Origin of the sequence: Acidithiobacillus sp. IBUN Pt1247-S3 (assembly GCF_041146875.1) — a bacterium.
Classification (GTDB): domain Bacteria; phylum Pseudomonadota; class Gammaproteobacteria; order Acidithiobacillales; family Acidithiobacillaceae; genus Igneacidithiobacillus.
The window spans coordinates 68,038-84,476 of the sequence record NZ_JBFRXP010000010.1 but is presented as its reverse complement, the minus strand read 5'-3'; the positions used below and the strand labels follow the sequence as shown (position 1 = coordinate 84,476).

The following is a 16,439-nucleotide window of genomic DNA, read 5'->3' as shown; positions in this document are numbered from 1 at the left end:
CAGTTCAAGGTGACCTTGATTGCGCCGATCGCGATGGAAGACGGTTTGCGTTTTGCGGTACGAGAAGGTGGCCGTACCGTCGGCGCCGGCGTCGTGTCGAAGATCGTCGAGTAATTATCGAGAGTCAGGGTCTGCTTACCGGTAGACCTTCGCGATGGCGGCCGCGGTGGCCGCCCTATGTTTCCGCAGGGCAGTAGCTCAACTGGTAGAGCAGCGGTCTCCAAAACCGCAGGTTGGGGGTTCGAGCCCCTCCTGCCCTGCCATATTTTAGGAAGCGGCATTCATGTCAGAAAAAGTGAAACTCTATGTTGCGGCATTTTTTGCTGCCTTGGGGGTGCTCGCCTATTTTCTGATCCCGCTTCGTTTTGGCACGTACGTGCCCAGCATCGCTTTGATCGTTGGCGTCTTGCTTGCCTTGGCTTTCTTCGCCTGGAGTGAGGGCGCGTCGACGCTGTTGCAGTTCTTTCGCGAGTCCTATGTGGAACTGCGCAAGGTGGTGTGGCCGAGCCGCCCAGAACTACTGCGCAGCACTGCAGTGATACTTGCGCTGATCATCGTCATCGCCTTGTTTCTGTGGTTGGTTGATCTAGCCTTGCTGGCCATCGTCCGTTTTGCCTTGGGAGGCGCCTAGTCATGGCAATGCGTTGGTATGTGGTTCATGCCTTTTCCAGTTTTGAAAAGCGGGTGCAAGCAGAGATCCGCGAGCGCGCCCGGCGCGAGGGTTTGGCGGATCTCTTTGGTGAGATCCTCGTCCCGGTGGAAGAAGTCGTGGAAATGCGCAATGGCCAGCGAGCAACTTCGCAACGGATGTTTTATCCGGGGTATGTGCTCGTGCAAATGGAAATGAACGATCAGACCTGGCATCTGGTCAAAAATACGCCGCGGGTGACGGGGTTTGTGGGCGGCAGTGTCGGTAAGCCGCACCCACTCACTGAGGCAGAGGCCGATGCAATTCTTGAACGCATCAAAGAAGGTGTGGAGAAGCCTCGTCCCAAGTTTACCTTTGAGGCGGGCGAGCAAGTCCGCGTGGTTGAAGGACCTTTCAAGGACTTCAATGGTGTGGTCGAAGAAGTCAATTTCGAGAAGAGCAAATTGCGCGTCTCGGTGACTATTTTTGGACGTTCCACTCCAGTGGAGCTGGATTTTGGTCAGGTCGAAAAGATCTGATTTTATCATTTGAGGGAGCCTGACGGCGTTTGCACCTCGAGGAGTCTCAATGGCAAAGAAAATTACGGGCTATATCAAGCTCCAAGTGAAGGCGACGCAAGCCAACCCGAGCCCGCCAATTGGTCCGGCACTGGGTCAGCGTGGTTTGAACATCATGGAATTCTGCAAGGCCTTCAACGCCCAAACGCAAGGGATCGAGCCCGGCCTGCCGCTACCGGTAGTCATTACCGTTTTTGCCGATAAGAGCTTCAGCTTTATCGTCAAAACGCCACCTGCGCCGGTTCTTCTGCTGAAGGCGGCGGGGCTGAAATCCGGCAGCGGGCGCCCAAATACCAACAAGGTGGGCAAGGTTACCGAGGCGCAGGTAGAAGAAATCGCCAAGACCAAATTGCCCGACCTGAACACGGAAGATATGGAATCTGCCAAGCGCAGCATTCGTGGTACTGCCCGTAGTATGGGTCTGACGGTGGAGGGCTAAGACATGGCACAGAAATCGAAGCGTGTGGTTGCGGCGCTTGCCCTGATTGATCGGAATCAGCGTTATGCCCTCGATGAGGCGTTGGCCTTAGTAAAACAAACGGCAACGGCGAAATTCCCAGAGTCCGTGGACGTAGCTATCGGCCTCGGTATTGATCCGCGTAAGTCAGACCAGGTGGTTCGCGGTGCGGTGGTTCTGCCCAAGGGTACCGGTAAAACCATGCGCGTCGCCGTGTTTGCCACTGGTGACAAGGCAAATGAGGCAAAAGAGGCCGGTGCCGACATCGTCGGAATGGAAGATCTGGCCGAGCGAGTAAAAGCCGGCCAGATGGATTTTGACGTGGTCATCGCCACACCTGACGCCATGCGCGTAGTTGGCGCCTTGGGTCCGGTGTTGGGCCCGCGTGGTCTGATGCCCAACCCGAAAGTAGGTACGGTGACTGCAGATGTGCGCACTGCGGTGCAAAATGCCAAGGGTGGTCAGGTGCGCTATCGCGCTGACAAGGGTGGCATTGTGCACAGCAGCATTGGCAAGGCGTCCTTTGCGGTCGAAGACCTGCACGCCAACTTTCTTGCGCTCCTCGACAGTGTGAAGAAGGCTAAGCCAGCCACGAGCAAGGGTATTTACATTCGTAAGATCAGTGTCAATCCGACCATGGGTCCTGGTGTTGCCGTGGATCCGGCCGGGCTGTAAGGAATTCCACCATCGCGGTGGGGTGTGTCGGCGCAAGCCGGCGTTCAAAGACCGTAGGGGGCTTCGGCCTTAAAATCACACCCTGCGTAGGCGACGGCGCGCCAGGATTTTCTGGCCGCCTCTGTCCAACTGGAGGTAGCAATACGTGGGTCTGAAACTCGCTGATAAAGAACAGGTAGTTGCTGCCCTGCAAGCAAAGTTGATCAATGCCCAAGCCATGGCCGTAGCGGAATACCGGGGTCTGAGCGTCGCTCAGATGACGGCGCTACGGGTTGCGGCTCGCAAGCAGTCGGTGCATGTGCAGGTGGTGAAAAACACCTTGCTCAAGCGTGTGCTGACTGGGACTGACTTTGCGGTGATGGAGCCGTTGTTGACTGGGCCGTTGGTCTTCGCTGCCAGCGAAGACCCGGTGGCAGTGGCCAAAGTCCTGAGTGACTTTGCCAAAGGCAATGACAAGCTTGTCATCACCGGCGGTGCCCTGGGAGCCAAGCTCATGGACGCGAAAGCGCTCCAGCAGCTCAGCAAGATGCCCTCGCGCGAGGAGTTGCTGGCCAAGCTCATGGGAACCATGCAGGCGCCCATCTCTACCTTTGTGCGTACCCTCAACGAGGTTCCCGGACGTTTCGTCCGCACCCTCGCTGCAGTGCGCGATCAAGCAGCTTAATTCGTTTTTAGGAGCAACAAGATCATGGCTTTATCGAAAGCAGAAATCCTGGATGCCATTGCTGGCATGACCGTCCTCGAGCTCTCCGAGCTGATCAAGGATATGGAGGAGAAGTTTGGTGTATCCGCTGCGGCGGTTGCTGTGGCTGCCCCTGGCGCGGCGGCTGGCGGCGCTGGTGAGGGTGCTGCCGCTGCCGAGGAGCAGACGGAGTTTGATGTCATCCTGACCTCCGCTGGGGCCAACAAGGTCAACACCATCAAGGTGGTGCGTGCCATTACCGGTCTCGGCCTGAAAGAGGCCAAGGATCTGGTGGACGGTGCGCCGAAACCGGTCAAGGAAGGTATTGCCAAGGCCGAGGCGGAAGACATCAAAAAGCAGTTGGTGGAAGCGGGTGCCGAGGCCGAGATCAAGTAAGATCTCCCCTTCATACCCAAGATGGCTGGCGACCATTGGTCGCCAGCCCCTCATTATTGGCGGCATGCCGTCTTTTTGGTTCGTAATCTAGCGATTATCGCGCGGAGCACTCATGGCCTACTCTTTTACGGAAAAGAAACGGATTCGTAAAGACTTTGGTAATAGCCAAAGTATCCTTCCGGTGCCTTACCTATTGGCAACCCAGATGGATTCTTATCGCGAGTTTCTCCAGGCTGAAACTCCCGCTGCGGCGCGCAGCGATACGGGCCTTGAGGCGGTATTCCGCTCGCTCTTCCCAATGGAGAGCTATTCCGGTAACGCACGTCTGGACTATGTGAGCTACCGATTGGAGCGCCCAGTCTTTGATGTGATGGAATGTCACCAGCGCGGTGCCACCTATTGTGCGGGGCTGCGTGTGCGTTTGCGTCTCGCACTCTACGAAAAGGATGATAGTACCGGCGCTAAGCGGATCAAAGACGTAAAAGAGCAGGACGTCTACATGGGCGAACTGCCGCTGATGACTGAGCATGGCTCCTTCATCATCAATGGCACCGAGCGTGTGATTGTCTCGCAGTTGCACCGTTCCCCGGGCGTGTTCTTTGCCCATGATGCCGGCAAGACGCACTCCTCGGGTAAGTTGCTTTTTAATGCTCGCATCATTCCTTACCGCGGTTCCTGGTTGGACTTTGAATTCGATCCTAAGGATCACCTCTACGCGCGTATCGACCGGCGGCGCAAGTTGCCGGCGACGACGCTGCTACGGGCGCTGGGGTACGGAACTGAGGACATCCTCGGGATGTTCTTCGACACTGAGGAATTTCGCGTCGATGGCGTGCAGCTCTTCTATCAACTGCGTCCCAGTCGGGTGCAGGGTGATATCGCGGTATTCGACATCGCTCATCCGCAGAGTGGCGAAATTATTGTTGCCAAAGGTAAGCGCATTACCGCTCGGCACGTGCGCCAACTGCAGGAAATCGGCGAGTCGATTGAGGTGGAAATTCCCGAGGCGTTTTTGCTGGGTAAGGTCTTGGCCCGCGATCTGGTGGATGAAGCCACGGGCGAATTGATCTTGCAAGCTAACGACTTGATTGATGATGAGGTGGTGAAGAAACTGCGGCAATTGGCGCCGTTGCGCATTGAGACCCTGTTCATCAACGAAGTCGACCGCGGGCCTTATATTTCCGAGACTTTGCGTATCGACACCGCGCGTGATGCGCACGAGGCGCAGATCGAGATCTATCGTTTGATGCGCCCCGGCGAACCACCGTCCAAGGACTCGGCGCAGACACTGTTCCAGGGCTTGTTCTTCAGCGCTGATCGCTATGATCTGTCGCAAGTGGGTCGGATGAAGTTCAATCGCCGTGTGGGTCGCGAAGAGATTACTGGTTCCGGCGTACTCAGCAACGAGGACATCATCGCGGTGATGAAGGTCCTGGTGGACCTGCGCAATGGTATTGGTGAGATTGACGACATTGATCACCTGGGAAATCGTCGCGTGCGTTCCGTTGGTGAACTGATGGAAAACCAGTTCCGCTTGGGGTTGGTACGTGTCGAACGGGCGGTCAAGGATCGCTTGGCCCTGGCCGAGAGTGAGGGGCTAACACCGCAGGATCTCATTAATGCCAAGCCGATTGCCGCGGTCGTGAATGAGTTTTTTGGCTCAAGTCAGCTCTCGCAGTTCATGGACCAGACCAATCCCTTGTCCGAAGTGACGCACAAGCGCCGTGTGTCGGCCTTGGGTCCCGGTGGTTTGACGCGTGAGCGTGCCGGTTTCGAGGTGCGCGACGTTCATCCCACCCACTATGGACGTATCTGCCCGATTGAGACGCCGGAAGGGCCAAACATTGGTTTGATCAACAGCCTGGCCTGCTTTGCCCGTACCAACGGCTATGGTTTCCTGGAAACCCCTTATCGTAAGGTGGTCGCTAGCCAAGCCACCGATGAGGTGATCTATCTTTCCGCGATCGACGAGGGGCATTATGTGATTGCCCAGGCGAACTCGCCTCTGGGGCCGGACAATCACCTGCTGGATGAGCTCGTCTCCTGTCGGCACAAGGGTGAAACCTTGCTGGTGGCGCCAGATCAGGTGCAGCTCATGGATATCTCGCCGCGGCAGATCGTTTCCGTTGCTGCGAGCCTCATCCCCTTCCTCGAGCATGACGATGCCAACCGCGCCCTCATGGGCTCGAACATGCAGCGTCAGGCGGTGCCGACGGTGCGCTCCGATGCGCCGATGGTGGGCACCGGGATGGAGAGAGTCGTGGCTATCGACTCCGGTGCGGCCATTACTGCCCGCCGTGGTGGTGTAGTTGACAGTGTCGATGGCGCTCGTATTGTCGTGCGCGTCAATGACGACGAGACACAACCAGGCGAACCGGGTGTAGATATCTACAATTTGGTGAAGTACTCACGTTCCAACCAGAACACTACGCTTAACCAGAAGCCGATTGTGGCTGTTGGCAATGAAGTGGCGCGTGGCGACGTCCTTGCCGACGGCCCGAGCACAGAATTGGGCGAATTGGCGCTGGGGCAGAATATCCTGGTCGCCTTCACGCCGTGGAACGGGTACAACTTCGAGGACTCCATCCTCATTTCCGAGCGCGTGGTGGCAGAAGATCGTTACACCACCATTCATATCGAGGAATTCCCGGTCTATGCCCGGGATACCAAGCTGGGGCCGGAAGAGATTACTCGCGATATCCCCAACGTCTCTGAGGGTGCCCTGCGGCATCTGGATGAGTCCGGTATTGTCGTGATCGGTGCGGAACTGGCGCCCGGCGATATTCTCGTGGGCAAGGTCACGCCCAAGGGCGAAACGCAGCTCACCCCGGAGGAGAAATTGCTGCGTGCCATCTTCGGCGAGAAGGCCTCCGACGTGAAGGACAATTCCCTGCGTATGCCAGCGGGTATGTATGGCACGGTGATCGACGTGCAGGTCTTCACCCGCGACGGCATTGAGAAAGACGCCCGTGCCAAGGCGATCGAGGAAGAGCAGCTCAAGAAAATCCGCAAGGACGTGCAGGATGAGTACCGCATTTTCGAGTCGGATACCTATCAGCGTATCGAACGCCTGCTCATGGGCAAGGTTGCAGAAGGCGGTCCAGCAGGACTGGCCGCGGGCGCCAAGATCACCAAGACCTACCTCAAGGAATTGGCGCGGGACCGCTGGTTCGACATCCGTTTGCGTAGTGAGGAAAGCAACGAAGCGTTGGAGCAGATCCGCGCTCAGCTTGAGCAGCAGCGCGAGCGTTTGGATGCGGTGCTCGAGGAAAAGCGGCGGAAGCTTACCCAGGGTGACGATCTCAGCCCGGGTGTGCTGAAAATGGTCAAGGTGCACGTGGCGGTGAAGCGGCAGTTACAACCCGGCGACAAGATGGCCGGTCGTCACGGTAACAAGGGTGTGGTCTCCAAGATCGTACCAGTGGAAGACATGCCCTACCTGGCCGACGGTACCTCCGTCGACATCGTGCTCAATCCGCTCGGCGTACCTTCGCGTATGAACGTCGGGCAGATTCTCGAAACCCACTTGGGTTGGGCGGCGAAGGGTTTGGGGCGGCGCATTGGCGAGATGCTTGAGCAACAGCGGGCGATGGTGGAACTGCGCGCCTTCCTGACGGAGATCTACAATCGCACCGGCAAGATAGAGAACATCGATAGTCTGAGCGATGACGAAGTCCTGGCATTGGCGGAGAACCTGCGTAATGGTGTGCCTATGGCGACGCCGGTATTCGATGGCGCTGCCGAAGAAGATATTCGCGATATGCTGGAGCTGGCCGGGCTACCCCGTAGTGGTCAAGTAACCCTCTACGACGGGCGTAGTGGAGAGGCCTTCGATCGTCCGGTAACGGTGGGCTACTTATATATGCTCAAACTGCACCACTTGGTCGACGACAAAATGCACGCCCGTTCCACTGGACCCTACAGCTTGGTTACGCAGCAGCCGTTGGGCGGTAAAGCGCAGTTTGGTGGTCAGCGTTTCGGAGAAATGGAGGTCTGGGCCTTGGAGGCCTATGGTGCCGCCTATACCCTGCAAGAGATGCTCACGGTCAAGTCCGATGACGTCTCCGGGCGCAGTAAAATGTATGAATCCATCGTCAAGGGTGATTTCCGCATGGACGCGGGAATGCCGGAGTCTTTCAACGTCTTGTTGAAGGAACTGCGGTCGCTGTCCATCGACATCGAACTGGAACAATCGGTCTAAGGTATCCGCAGGCTTCGGATAAGGAAGAGTCACTTGAATAACCTCCTCAAGCTTTTCAAGCAAAACGATCGGCAGGAAGAATTTGATGCCATCCGTATTGGCATCGCTTCGCCAGATAAGATCCGCTCCTGGTCCTACGGTGAGGTAAAAAAGCCGGAAACCATCAACTATCGCACCTTCAAGCCGGAACGTGAAGGCTTGTTTTGCGCCAAGATCTTTGGGCCGATCAAAGATTACGAATGTCTTTGTGGCAAGTACAAGCGTCTCAAGCACCGCGGCGTTGTCTGCGAGAAGTGCGGCGTGGAAGTCACCCAGGCGCGCGTGCGGCGAGAGCGCATGGGGCACATTGAATTGGCCAGCCCGGTAGCACACATCTGGTTCCTCAAGTCCCTGCCCAGTCGCATGGGCATGATCCTCGATATGCCCCTGCGCGACATCGAGCGTGTGCTCTATTTTGAAGCCTATGTGGTGATTGATGTTGATCTTGGCGTCAGTGATCTGCAGCGCGGCCAGATCCTTAGTGAAGACCAGTACCTCGATGCCCTCGAGGCCTATGGCGATCAATTCCAGGCGATGATGGGGGCGGAGGGTATCCGCGAACTACTCAAAGGCATACCGCTGGAGAGCGAGATTGAGCAGATTCGCGAAGAGCTGCTTGCCAGTAACTCTGACACCAAGACCAAGAAGCTGGCCAAACGACTGAAGATCCTCGAGTCGTTCGTTACCTCTGGTAACCGTCCCGAGTGGATGATTCTCGAGGTGTTGCCGGTTTTGCCGCCGGATCTGCGGCCGTTGGTGCCGTTGGATGGTGGACGCTTCGCGACTTCCGACCTCAATGACCTCTATCGTCGTGTCATCAACCGTAACAACCGTCTCAAGCGGCTTCTTGAGTTGAAGGCACCCGACATTATCGTGCGCAACGAAAAACGTATGCTGCAAGAAGCGGTAGACGCGCTGCTCGATAATGGCCGCCGTGGACGTGCCATTGCCGGTCCCAATAAGCGTCCGCTCAAATCCCTCGCCGACATGATCAAGGGCAAGCAAGGGCGCTTCCGTCAGAACTTGCTCGGCAAGCGCGTCGACTACTCTGGCCGCTCGGTGATTGTCGTCGGGCCAGAGCTCCGGCTGCATCAGTGCGGTCTGCCAAAAAAAATGGCACTGGAGCTGTTCAAACCGTACATCTTTAACAAGCTGGAAGAGCGTGGTCTGGCGACTACCATCAAGGCGGCAAAACGCTTGGTCGAGTCGGAAAAACCGGAGGTTTGGGATATTCTCGAAGAGGTGATCCGGGAACATCCGGTCATGCTCAACCGTGCGCCTACCTTGCACCGGCTTGGCATTCAGGCTTTTGAGCCAGTGCTCATTGAGGGCAAGGCGATCCAGCTGCATCCGCTGGTCTGTGCTGCGTACAACGCCGACTTCGACGGTGACCAGATGGCGGTACATGTGCCGCTGTCTCTCGAGGCACAGCTTGAGGCGCGTACCCTGATGATGTCCACCAACAACATCCTCAGCCCGGCCAATGGTGACCCGATCATCGTGCCGTCGCAGGACATTGTGCTAGGCCTCTACTACATGACCCAGGAGCGTCTCGACGCCAAGGGTCAGGGTATGCGCTTTGCGGATAGCGCGGAGGTGCGGCGCGCCTACGAAAACGGTGAAGTCGGTATGCATGCGCGTATCACCATGCGTTTCCGCGGCGAGCGCTTTGAGACTACGGTTGGCCGCGCCATGCTCAGCGATATCCTGCCCGAGGGGTTATCCTTCTCCGTCATTGATCGGGTGCTGAAAAAGAAGGCCATCGCCGAATTGATCAACACCTGCTACCGCACCTTGGGCGTCAAGGATACTGTGGTTTTCGCTGATCAGTTGATGTATACCGGCTACCGCATGGCGACCCGTGCTGGTATCTCCTTTGGTGCAGGCGACATGGTTACGCCGCCGGAAAAGGACGTCATTCTGGCGCGCTCGGAAGACGAGGTGAAGACCATTCAGGACCAGTATACTTCGGGCTTGGTCACTGAAGGCGAACGCTACAACAAGGTCGTCGACATCTGGTCGCGTGCGACCGACGAGGTGGCCAAAGCAATGATGGACCGGGTGAGCAAGGAAAAGGTCACCCTGCCCGATGGCCAGGAGACCGAGCAGGTTTCCTTCAACTCCATCTATATGATGGCCGACTCCGGGGCGCGTGGTTCCGCCGCACAGTTGCGCCAACTTGCTGGTATGCGCGGGCTGATGGCCAAGCCCGATGGCTCCATCATCGAAACTCCCATCACCGCGAATTTCCGTGAGGGCTTGAACGTATTGCAGTACTTCATCTCCACCCACGGCGCCCGCAAAGGTCTTGCTGATACGGCGTTGAAGACAGCTAATTCTGGCTACCTGACCCGTCGTTTGGTCGATGTGACCCAAGATTTGGTGGTCGTCGAGCACGATTGTGGCACCGAGGATGGCCTACCGATGATGGCCCTGGTCGAAGGTGGTGAGGTCGTGGAGGCCCTGCGCGAGCGAGTGCTGGGGCGAGTAACGGCGGAAGACGTCTTGCATCCGAATACCGGTGAGGTCGCGATCCCACGCAACACCCTGCTTACCGAACAGTTGCTCGGACAGCTTGATGAACTGGGTGTCGATGCCCTCAAGGTGCGCTCGCCGCTCACCTGCAAGTCGCGGCATGGAGTATGTGCCCTTTGCTATGGACGCGATCTGGCGCGTGGACATCTGGTCAATGCCGGAGAAGCGGTTGGTGTGATCGCCGCGCAGTCGATTGGTGAGCCGGGTACACAGCTGACCATGCGCACTTTCCATATCGGTGGTGCGGCGAGTCGAGCTGCGGCGCAGAGCAGCATCGACATCAAGCAGGGGGGGCTGATTCGCTTCCACAGTAACCTGCGTTCGGTAGAGCATCCAAGCGGGCGTCACGTCGTCGTCGGTCGTAATGGCGAAATCGCGGTGACGGACGAGCAAGGACGGGAAAAGGAGCGCTACAAAGTACCCTATGGCGCCACCATCCTGGTACAGGATGGCGAGGCGGTAACTCCCGGCAAACGTATTGCTGAGTGGGACCCACATACGCGCCCCATTGTCAGCGAGATCGCCGGTACCGCAGCATTGCAGGATGCTATCGAAGGACAGAGTGTCATCTCGCAGAGCGATGACATTACCGGCCTTAGCACGCAAGCGGTGATCGACCCCAAACAGCGTCCAGCCAGTGGACGTGATCTGCGTCCCGTTGTCCTATTGCAGGATGCTAAGGGCAAGGATCTCAAGTTGCCGGGTACGGATTTGCCCGCACGTTACTACCTCCCCCCACGCGCAATCATTGCGGTGCAAGATGGGACGCAGGTGCAGCCTGGTGATACCTTGGCGCGTTTGCCGGTGGGTACCAGCAAAACCCGCGATATCACCGGTGGTCTTCCGCGTGTAGCCGAGCTCTTCGAAGCGCGGCGTCCAAAGGACTATGCCATTATCGCTGAGCACCACGGCATCGTCGGTTTTGGCAAGGATACCAAGGGTAAGCAGCGCTTGTTGGTTACGGATGAGAATGGTGATGCTCACGAGTATCTGATTCCCAAAGGGCGTCACGTTACCGTCTATGAAGGCGAGCGCGTCAGCCCTGGCGAACCATTGGTGGAAGGACAACCGGTACCACACGACATCCTCCGCGTCCTCGGTGTGCAGGCGCTGGCCAATTACATTGTGGATGAAGTGCAGGACGTCTACCGATTGCAGGGTGTCCGTATCAATGACAAGCACATCGAGGTGATCTTGCGGCAGATGCTGCGCAAGGTAGAGATCAACCATGCAGGTGATAGCAGCTTCATCACTGGTGATCAGGTCGATCGCGCTCGTGTGGAAGAGGAGAACACCGTTCTCGAAGCGGCGGGCAAAGAACCAGCCCGGTTTACCCCGATGCTGCTCGGTATTACCAAGGCGAGTTTGTCCACCGAATCTTTCATCTCCGCTGCCAGTTTTCAGGAGACTACTCGCGTGCTTACTGAAGCCGCCGTCTCCGGCCGTGTCGACGATCTGCGCGGTTTGAAGGAGAACGTTATCGTTGGCCGTCTGGTACCCGCCGGTACTGGTCTCGCCTATCATGAGCATCGTCGCCGGCGTAATCGCGGTGAGAGCCTGGTCGATAGTGGCAGCGAGGGCGAAGCCGAGGCGGTAACGGCTGAGTGATCGCAAGATTGCAGTCCTCTGATCTTTCTTGACAGTTCGAGCGCGCGTCCATAAAATGCGCGCTCTCATTGGCGGCAAATGGCATGCCGCCCTTCGTTTTTTGGAGAAGTTATGCCCACACTGAACCAGTTGGTCCGTAAGCCGCGCAAGGCTCCGGTTGCCAAAAGCAAGGTACCGGCCCTTGAGGCCAATCCGCAGAAGCGGGGCGTCTGTACCCGCGTGTATACGACGACGCCCAAAAAACCAAACTCCGCTTTGCGCAAAGTGGCGCGTGTGCGTTTGACCAATGGCTACGAGGTTAGTAGCTATATTCCCGGTGAGGGGCATAACCTGCAGGAGCACTCCGTCGTCTTGATTCGCGGCGGCCGTGTGAAGGATCTTCCCGGTGTGCGCTACCACATCATTCGTGGCACGCTCGATACCGCTGGCGTCAAGAATCGCAAGCAGCGGCGTTCGAAGTACGGCGCCAAGCGGCCCAAGTAAGGGTTCCGGAATCTAAGGAGTTTGAGAGATGCCAAGACGTAGAGAAGTGCCCAAGCGGATCGTTCTGCCGGATCCTAAATACAAGGAAGAAGTCCTTGCAAAATTTGCCAACGTCCTGATGCGTGACGGCAAGAAGAGTGTTGCTGAAAAGATTGTCTATGGTGCCCTCGATATTGTTGCCGAGAAGAGCAAGTCCGACGCGATGGAGATCTTCCGCAAGGCCTTGGATAACGTCCGGCCGGTCGTGGAAGTCAAAAGCCGCCGTGTTGGTGGTGCGACGTATCAAGTGCCGGTGGAAATTCGCTCTGACCGTCGCATGGCGCTTGCCATGCGTTGGCTGCGTGACTCGGCGCGCAAGCGTAACGAGAAATCCATGGGCAACCGCTTGGCGGCGGAAATTCTTGAGGCTGCCGAGAATCGCGGTAATGCAGTGCGCAAGCGGGAAGAGACGCACCGTATGGCCGAGGCCAACAAGGCCTTCTCGCACTTCCGCTGGTAACCCTTTTCGCTCTGCAAACGCAAGGACTCATTCGTGGCGCGCACAACTCCCATCGATCGTTATCGTAACATCGGCATTATGGCACACATTGATGCCGGTAAGACCACTACAACCGAGCGCATCCTGTTTTATACCGGTGTTTCCCACAAAATCGGTGAGGTGCACGAAGGCACGGCGGTCATGGACTGGATGGCGCAGGAACAGGAGCGCGGCATCACCATCACCTCGGCGGCTACCACCTGTTTCTGGAAGGGTATGGATGCCAAACGCGCCGAGCATCGCATCAATATCATCGATACCCCCGGACACGTAGACTTCACCATTGAAGTCGAGCGGTCCCTGCGCGTGCTCGATGGTGCCGTGGCGGTCTTTTGTGCCGTCGGCGGTGTGCAGCCGCAGTCGGAAACGGTGTGGCGGCAGGCAAACAAGTACGGTGTGCCCCGCATGGCCTTCGTTAACAAGATGGATCGCCAGGGTGCAAACTTTCTGCGCGTAGTCGAGCAGATCCGCGGTAAGCTCAAGGGTAACGCCATCGCCATTCAGTTGCCGATCGGTGAGGAGGAGCGCTTCCGGGGGGTGATCGACATCATGAAGATGAAGGCGATCAACTGGGATGACGCGAACCAGGGAACCACTTTTGTGGAAGAAGAGATCCCGGCTGATCTGAAGGAAGCCGCAGAGGCTGCTCACCACACTATGGTGGAGGCGATCTGTGACACTGATGAAGAGTTGATGATGAAATACCTCGAAGGAGAGGAGATTTCTATCGACGAACTCAAGGTTGCCCTGCGCAAGGCAACAATTGCTAGTGAGATTGTTCCAGTGCTCTGTGGCAGTGCCTTCAAGAACAAGGGCGTGCAGGCAATGCTGGACGCCGTTCTGGATTATATGCCCTCTCCCACCGACATTCCCGCAGTGAAGGGGAGCGATCCAGACAGCGGTGCCGATATGAATCGCGATGCTAGCGACAGCGAGCCGTTCTCGGCGTTGGCGTTTAAGATCATGACAGATCCGTTTGTTGGCCAGCTTACCTTTTTCCGGGTCTACTCCGGCGTCCTGAATGCAGGGTCTACGGTGTATAATCCGGGGCGCGGGCAGCGGGAGCGTATCGGTCGTATCCTGCAGATGCACGCCAATGAGCGGCAAGAAATCAAGGAAGTGCTGGCCGGTGACATCGCTGCGGCGGTGGGCCTGAAGACCGCCTATACGGGTGATACCCTTTGTGATCTCGACAAAGAAATCGTTCTGGAACAAATGGAGTTTCCGGAGCCGGTGATTCATGTGGCGGTGGAACCAAAAACCAAAAGCGACCAAGAAAAGATGGGTATTGCTTTGGGCAAGCTCGCTCAGGAGGATCCCTCTTTCCGTGTGCGTACCGACCAGGAGTCCGGGCAAACCATCATCTCTGGTATGGGTGAGTTGCATCTTGAGATCATCGTCGATCGTATGAAACGTGAGTTTAACGTCGAGGCCACGGTGGGCGCGCCGCAAGTGGCATACCGAGAAACGATTCGCAAGTCCGTCGAGTCCGAGGGTAAGTTTGTACGTCAGTCCGGTGGTCGGGGGCAGTATGGCCATGTCTGGCTGCGCTTGGAGCCGTTGGAGCCGGGTGCAGGGTTCATATTCGAGAATGCCGTCGTCGGCGGCGTGGTGCCCAAGGAATACATTGGGCCGACGGAAAAGGGCGTGCACGAGGCCCTCGAAGGTGGTATAGTCGCCGGCTTTCCGGTGGTGGATGTCAAGGTTACCATCTTCGATGGTTCTTACCATGACGTCGATTCTTCCGAAGCGGCGTTCAAGATTGCCGGGTCCATGGGCTTCAAGGCTGGTGCGGCGAAAGCGAACCCGGTCCTTTTGGAGCCGATTTTTGCGGTCGAGGTGGTCACGCCCGAAGAATACATGGGCGACATCATCGGCGACATCAACAGTCGTCGCGGGGTGATGCAGGGTATGGACGATGAAGCAGGTGCCAAGGTCATCAAGGCCGAAGTGCCGTTGGCAGAGATGTTCGGTTATGCCACTACTGTGCGTTCGCTGTCGCAGGGGCGTGCCACCTACAGCATGCAGTTCGAGAAGTATATGGAAGTGCCTGGGCACGTCGCCGAGGCCATCGTCAAGAAGAGTCAGCGCTAAGTCGTAACGGGAGAAGTATTTCATGTCCAAGGGAAAGTTTGAGCGGACGAAGCCGCACGTAAACGTGGGAACGATTGGTCACGTGGATCACGGGAAGACCACGCTGACGGCGGCGCTGACGAAGGTATTGTCGGCGAAGTTTGGTGGCGAGATTCGGGCCTATGATCAGATTGACAACGCGCCGGAAGAGCGTGCGCGTGGCATCACGATTGCGACCTCGCACGTGGAGTATGAGACGGCGAATCGTCACTATGCGCACGTCGATTGCCCTGGGCATGCTGACTACGTGAAGAACATGATCACCGGAGCGGCGCAGATGGACGGCGCGATTTTGGTGTGTTCGGCGGCTGATGGTCCGATGCCGCAAACGCGCGAGCACATCCTGTTGGCGCGTCAGGTTGGTGTACCGTTCATTGTTGTGTTCCTGAACAAGGCCGACATGGTGGATGACGCCGAACTGTTGGAGCTGGTCGAAATGGAAGTGCGCGAGCTGCTATCCAAGTACGAGTTCCCCGGTGATGACATCCCGGTGGTGATTGGCTCGGCGCTGAAAGCTCTGGAAGGGGATCAAAGTGACATCGGCGAGCCGGCGATCTTCAAGCTGGCGGAGGCGATGGACAGCTACATTCCGATGCCGGAGCGTCCAGTAGACAAGGCCTTCTTGATGCCGATTGAAGACGTATTCAGTATTTCTGGTCGTGGCACGGTAGTGACTGGGCGTATTGAGCGCGGATTAGTCAAGGTGGGTGAGGAAGTTGAGATTGTTGGTATTCGTCCGACGAGTAAGACGACGGTGACGGGTGTAGAGATGTTCCGCAAGATTCTCGACCAGGGTCAAGCGGGGGACAACGTTGGCGTCTTGTTGCGTGGTACGAAGAAAGACGATGTGGAGCGTGGTCAGGTCTTGGCGAAGCCGGGCACGATCAAGCCGCACACCAAGTTTGAGGCTGAAGTGTACGTGTTGTCGAAGGAAGAGGGCGGTCGTCACACGCCGTTTTTCAACGGCTACCGTCCGCAGTTTTACTTCCGCACGACGGACGTGACCGGTGCGGTGGATCTGCCGGAAGGTGTGGAGATGGTAATGCCGGGCGACAATGTGCAGTTCAAGGTGACCTTGATTGCGCCGATCGCGATGGAAGACGGTTTGCGTTTTGCGGTACGAGAAGGTGGCCGTACCGTCGGCGCCGGCGTCGTGTCGAAGGTGGTGGAGTGATGGAAGGTTCCAAGATTCGTATTCGTCTGAAGTCTTACGACTACCGTATGCTCGACATCTCCGCAGCGGAGATCGTTGAAACGGCGCGGCGCACGGGTGCGCGGGTCTGCGGCCCTATCCCCTTGCCAACCAAGATCGAACGCTTCACGGTTCTGCGCTCGCCGCACGTGGACAAAAATGCCCGTGATCAGTTCGAACAACGTACTCACAAGCGGCTTATGGACATTCTTGACCCCAACGACAAAACCGTCGATGCGCTCATCAAGCTCGACCTTGCCGCTGGTGTCGATGTAGAGATCAAGCTGTAAGGAG

The 16,439-nt window shown here is 57.2% G+C and carries 14 protein-coding genes and 1 tRNA gene; all 15 read left to right on the top strand.

The features are described 5' to 3' along the window. Positions 1-114: hypothetical protein (locus AB4090_RS08935; protein ID WP_369573545.1), on the top strand; the 114-nt coding region annotated here is incomplete at its 5' end. A gap of 73 nt (positions 115-187) precedes the next feature. Beyond that, positions 188-263, top strand: a tRNA-Trp gene (locus AB4090_RS08930). 20 nt (positions 264-283) lie between these two features. Next, entirely contained in the window at positions 284-631 is a 348-nt protein-coding gene (secE, locus tag AB4090_RS08925; RefSeq protein ID WP_369573522.1) for a preprotein translocase subunit SecE, read from the top strand. 2 nt (positions 632-633) lie between these two features. Next, complete coding sequence (nusG, locus tag AB4090_RS08920) at positions 634-1,167, top strand: transcription termination/antitermination protein NusG (protein WP_369573521.1); 534 nt, start codon at positions 634-636, stop codon at positions 1,165-1,167. A gap of 49 nt (positions 1,168-1,216) precedes the next feature. Next, the gene (gene rplK, locus AB4090_RS08915; RefSeq protein WP_369573520.1) at positions 1,217-1,645 is read left to right on the top strand and encodes a 50S ribosomal protein L11; all 429 of its coding nucleotides are present in this window, start codon (positions 1,217-1,219) and stop codon (positions 1,643-1,645) included. A 3-nt stretch (positions 1,646-1,648) separates the two neighbouring features. Next, positions 1,649-2,338: a 50S ribosomal protein L1 gene (gene rplA / locus AB4090_RS08910; protein WP_369573519.1), complete on the top strand. Its 690-nt coding sequence runs from the start codon at positions 1,649-1,651 to the stop codon at positions 2,336-2,338. Between the two features lie 145 nt (positions 2,339-2,483). Next, entirely contained in the window at positions 2,484-3,002 is a 519-nt protein-coding gene (gene rplJ / locus AB4090_RS08905; RefSeq protein ID WP_369573518.1) for a 50S ribosomal protein L10, read from the top strand. A gap of 24 nt (positions 3,003-3,026) precedes the next feature. Then, positions 3,027-3,416 (top strand): 50S ribosomal protein L7/L12, encoded by a 390-nt coding sequence (rplL, locus tag AB4090_RS08900; RefSeq protein ID WP_369573517.1) that lies wholly within the window; start codon positions 3,027-3,029, stop codon positions 3,414-3,416. A 112-nt stretch (positions 3,417-3,528) separates the two neighbouring features. Beyond that, positions 3,529-7,617, top strand: coding sequence for a DNA-directed RNA polymerase subunit beta (gene rpoB, locus AB4090_RS08895; protein ID WP_369573516.1), 4,089 nt, complete (start codon positions 3,529-3,531; stop codon positions 7,615-7,617). Positions 7,618-7,650: 33 nt separating this feature from the next. Beyond that, the gene (rpoC, locus tag AB4090_RS08890) at positions 7,651-11,799 is read left to right on the top strand and encodes a DNA-directed RNA polymerase subunit beta' (protein WP_369573515.1); all 4,149 of its coding nucleotides are present in this window, start codon (positions 7,651-7,653) and stop codon (positions 11,797-11,799) included. Between the two features lie 111 nt (positions 11,800-11,910). Further along, complete coding sequence (gene rpsL, locus AB4090_RS08885; protein WP_215871765.1) at positions 11,911-12,282, top strand: 30S ribosomal protein S12; 372 nt, start codon at positions 11,911-11,913, stop codon at positions 12,280-12,282. Positions 12,283-12,310: 28 nt separating this feature from the next. Then, entirely contained in the window at positions 12,311-12,781 is a 471-nt protein-coding gene (gene rpsG / locus AB4090_RS08880) for a 30S ribosomal protein S7 (protein ID WP_369573514.1), read from the top strand. Between the two features lie 33 nt (positions 12,782-12,814). Continuing rightward, the gene (gene fusA / locus AB4090_RS08875) at positions 12,815-14,914 is read left to right on the top strand and encodes an elongation factor G (protein WP_369573513.1); all 2,100 of its coding nucleotides are present in this window, start codon (positions 12,815-12,817) and stop codon (positions 14,912-14,914) included. 22 nt (positions 14,915-14,936) lie between these two features. Continuing rightward, positions 14,937-16,127, top strand: a complete 1,191-nt coding sequence (tuf, locus tag AB4090_RS08870) for an elongation factor Tu (protein ID WP_369573512.1) — start codon at positions 14,937-14,939, stop codon at positions 16,125-16,127. Beyond that, positions 16,127-16,435 carry a 30S ribosomal protein S10 gene (rpsJ, locus tag AB4090_RS08865; RefSeq protein ID WP_215871596.1) on the top strand — a complete coding sequence of 103 codons (309 nt, stop codon included), beginning with the start codon at positions 16,127-16,129 and terminating at the stop codon, positions 16,433-16,435. Before tuf ends, rpsJ begins: the two co-directional genes overlap by 1 nt. Positions 16,436-16,439: the final 4 nt, after the last annotated feature.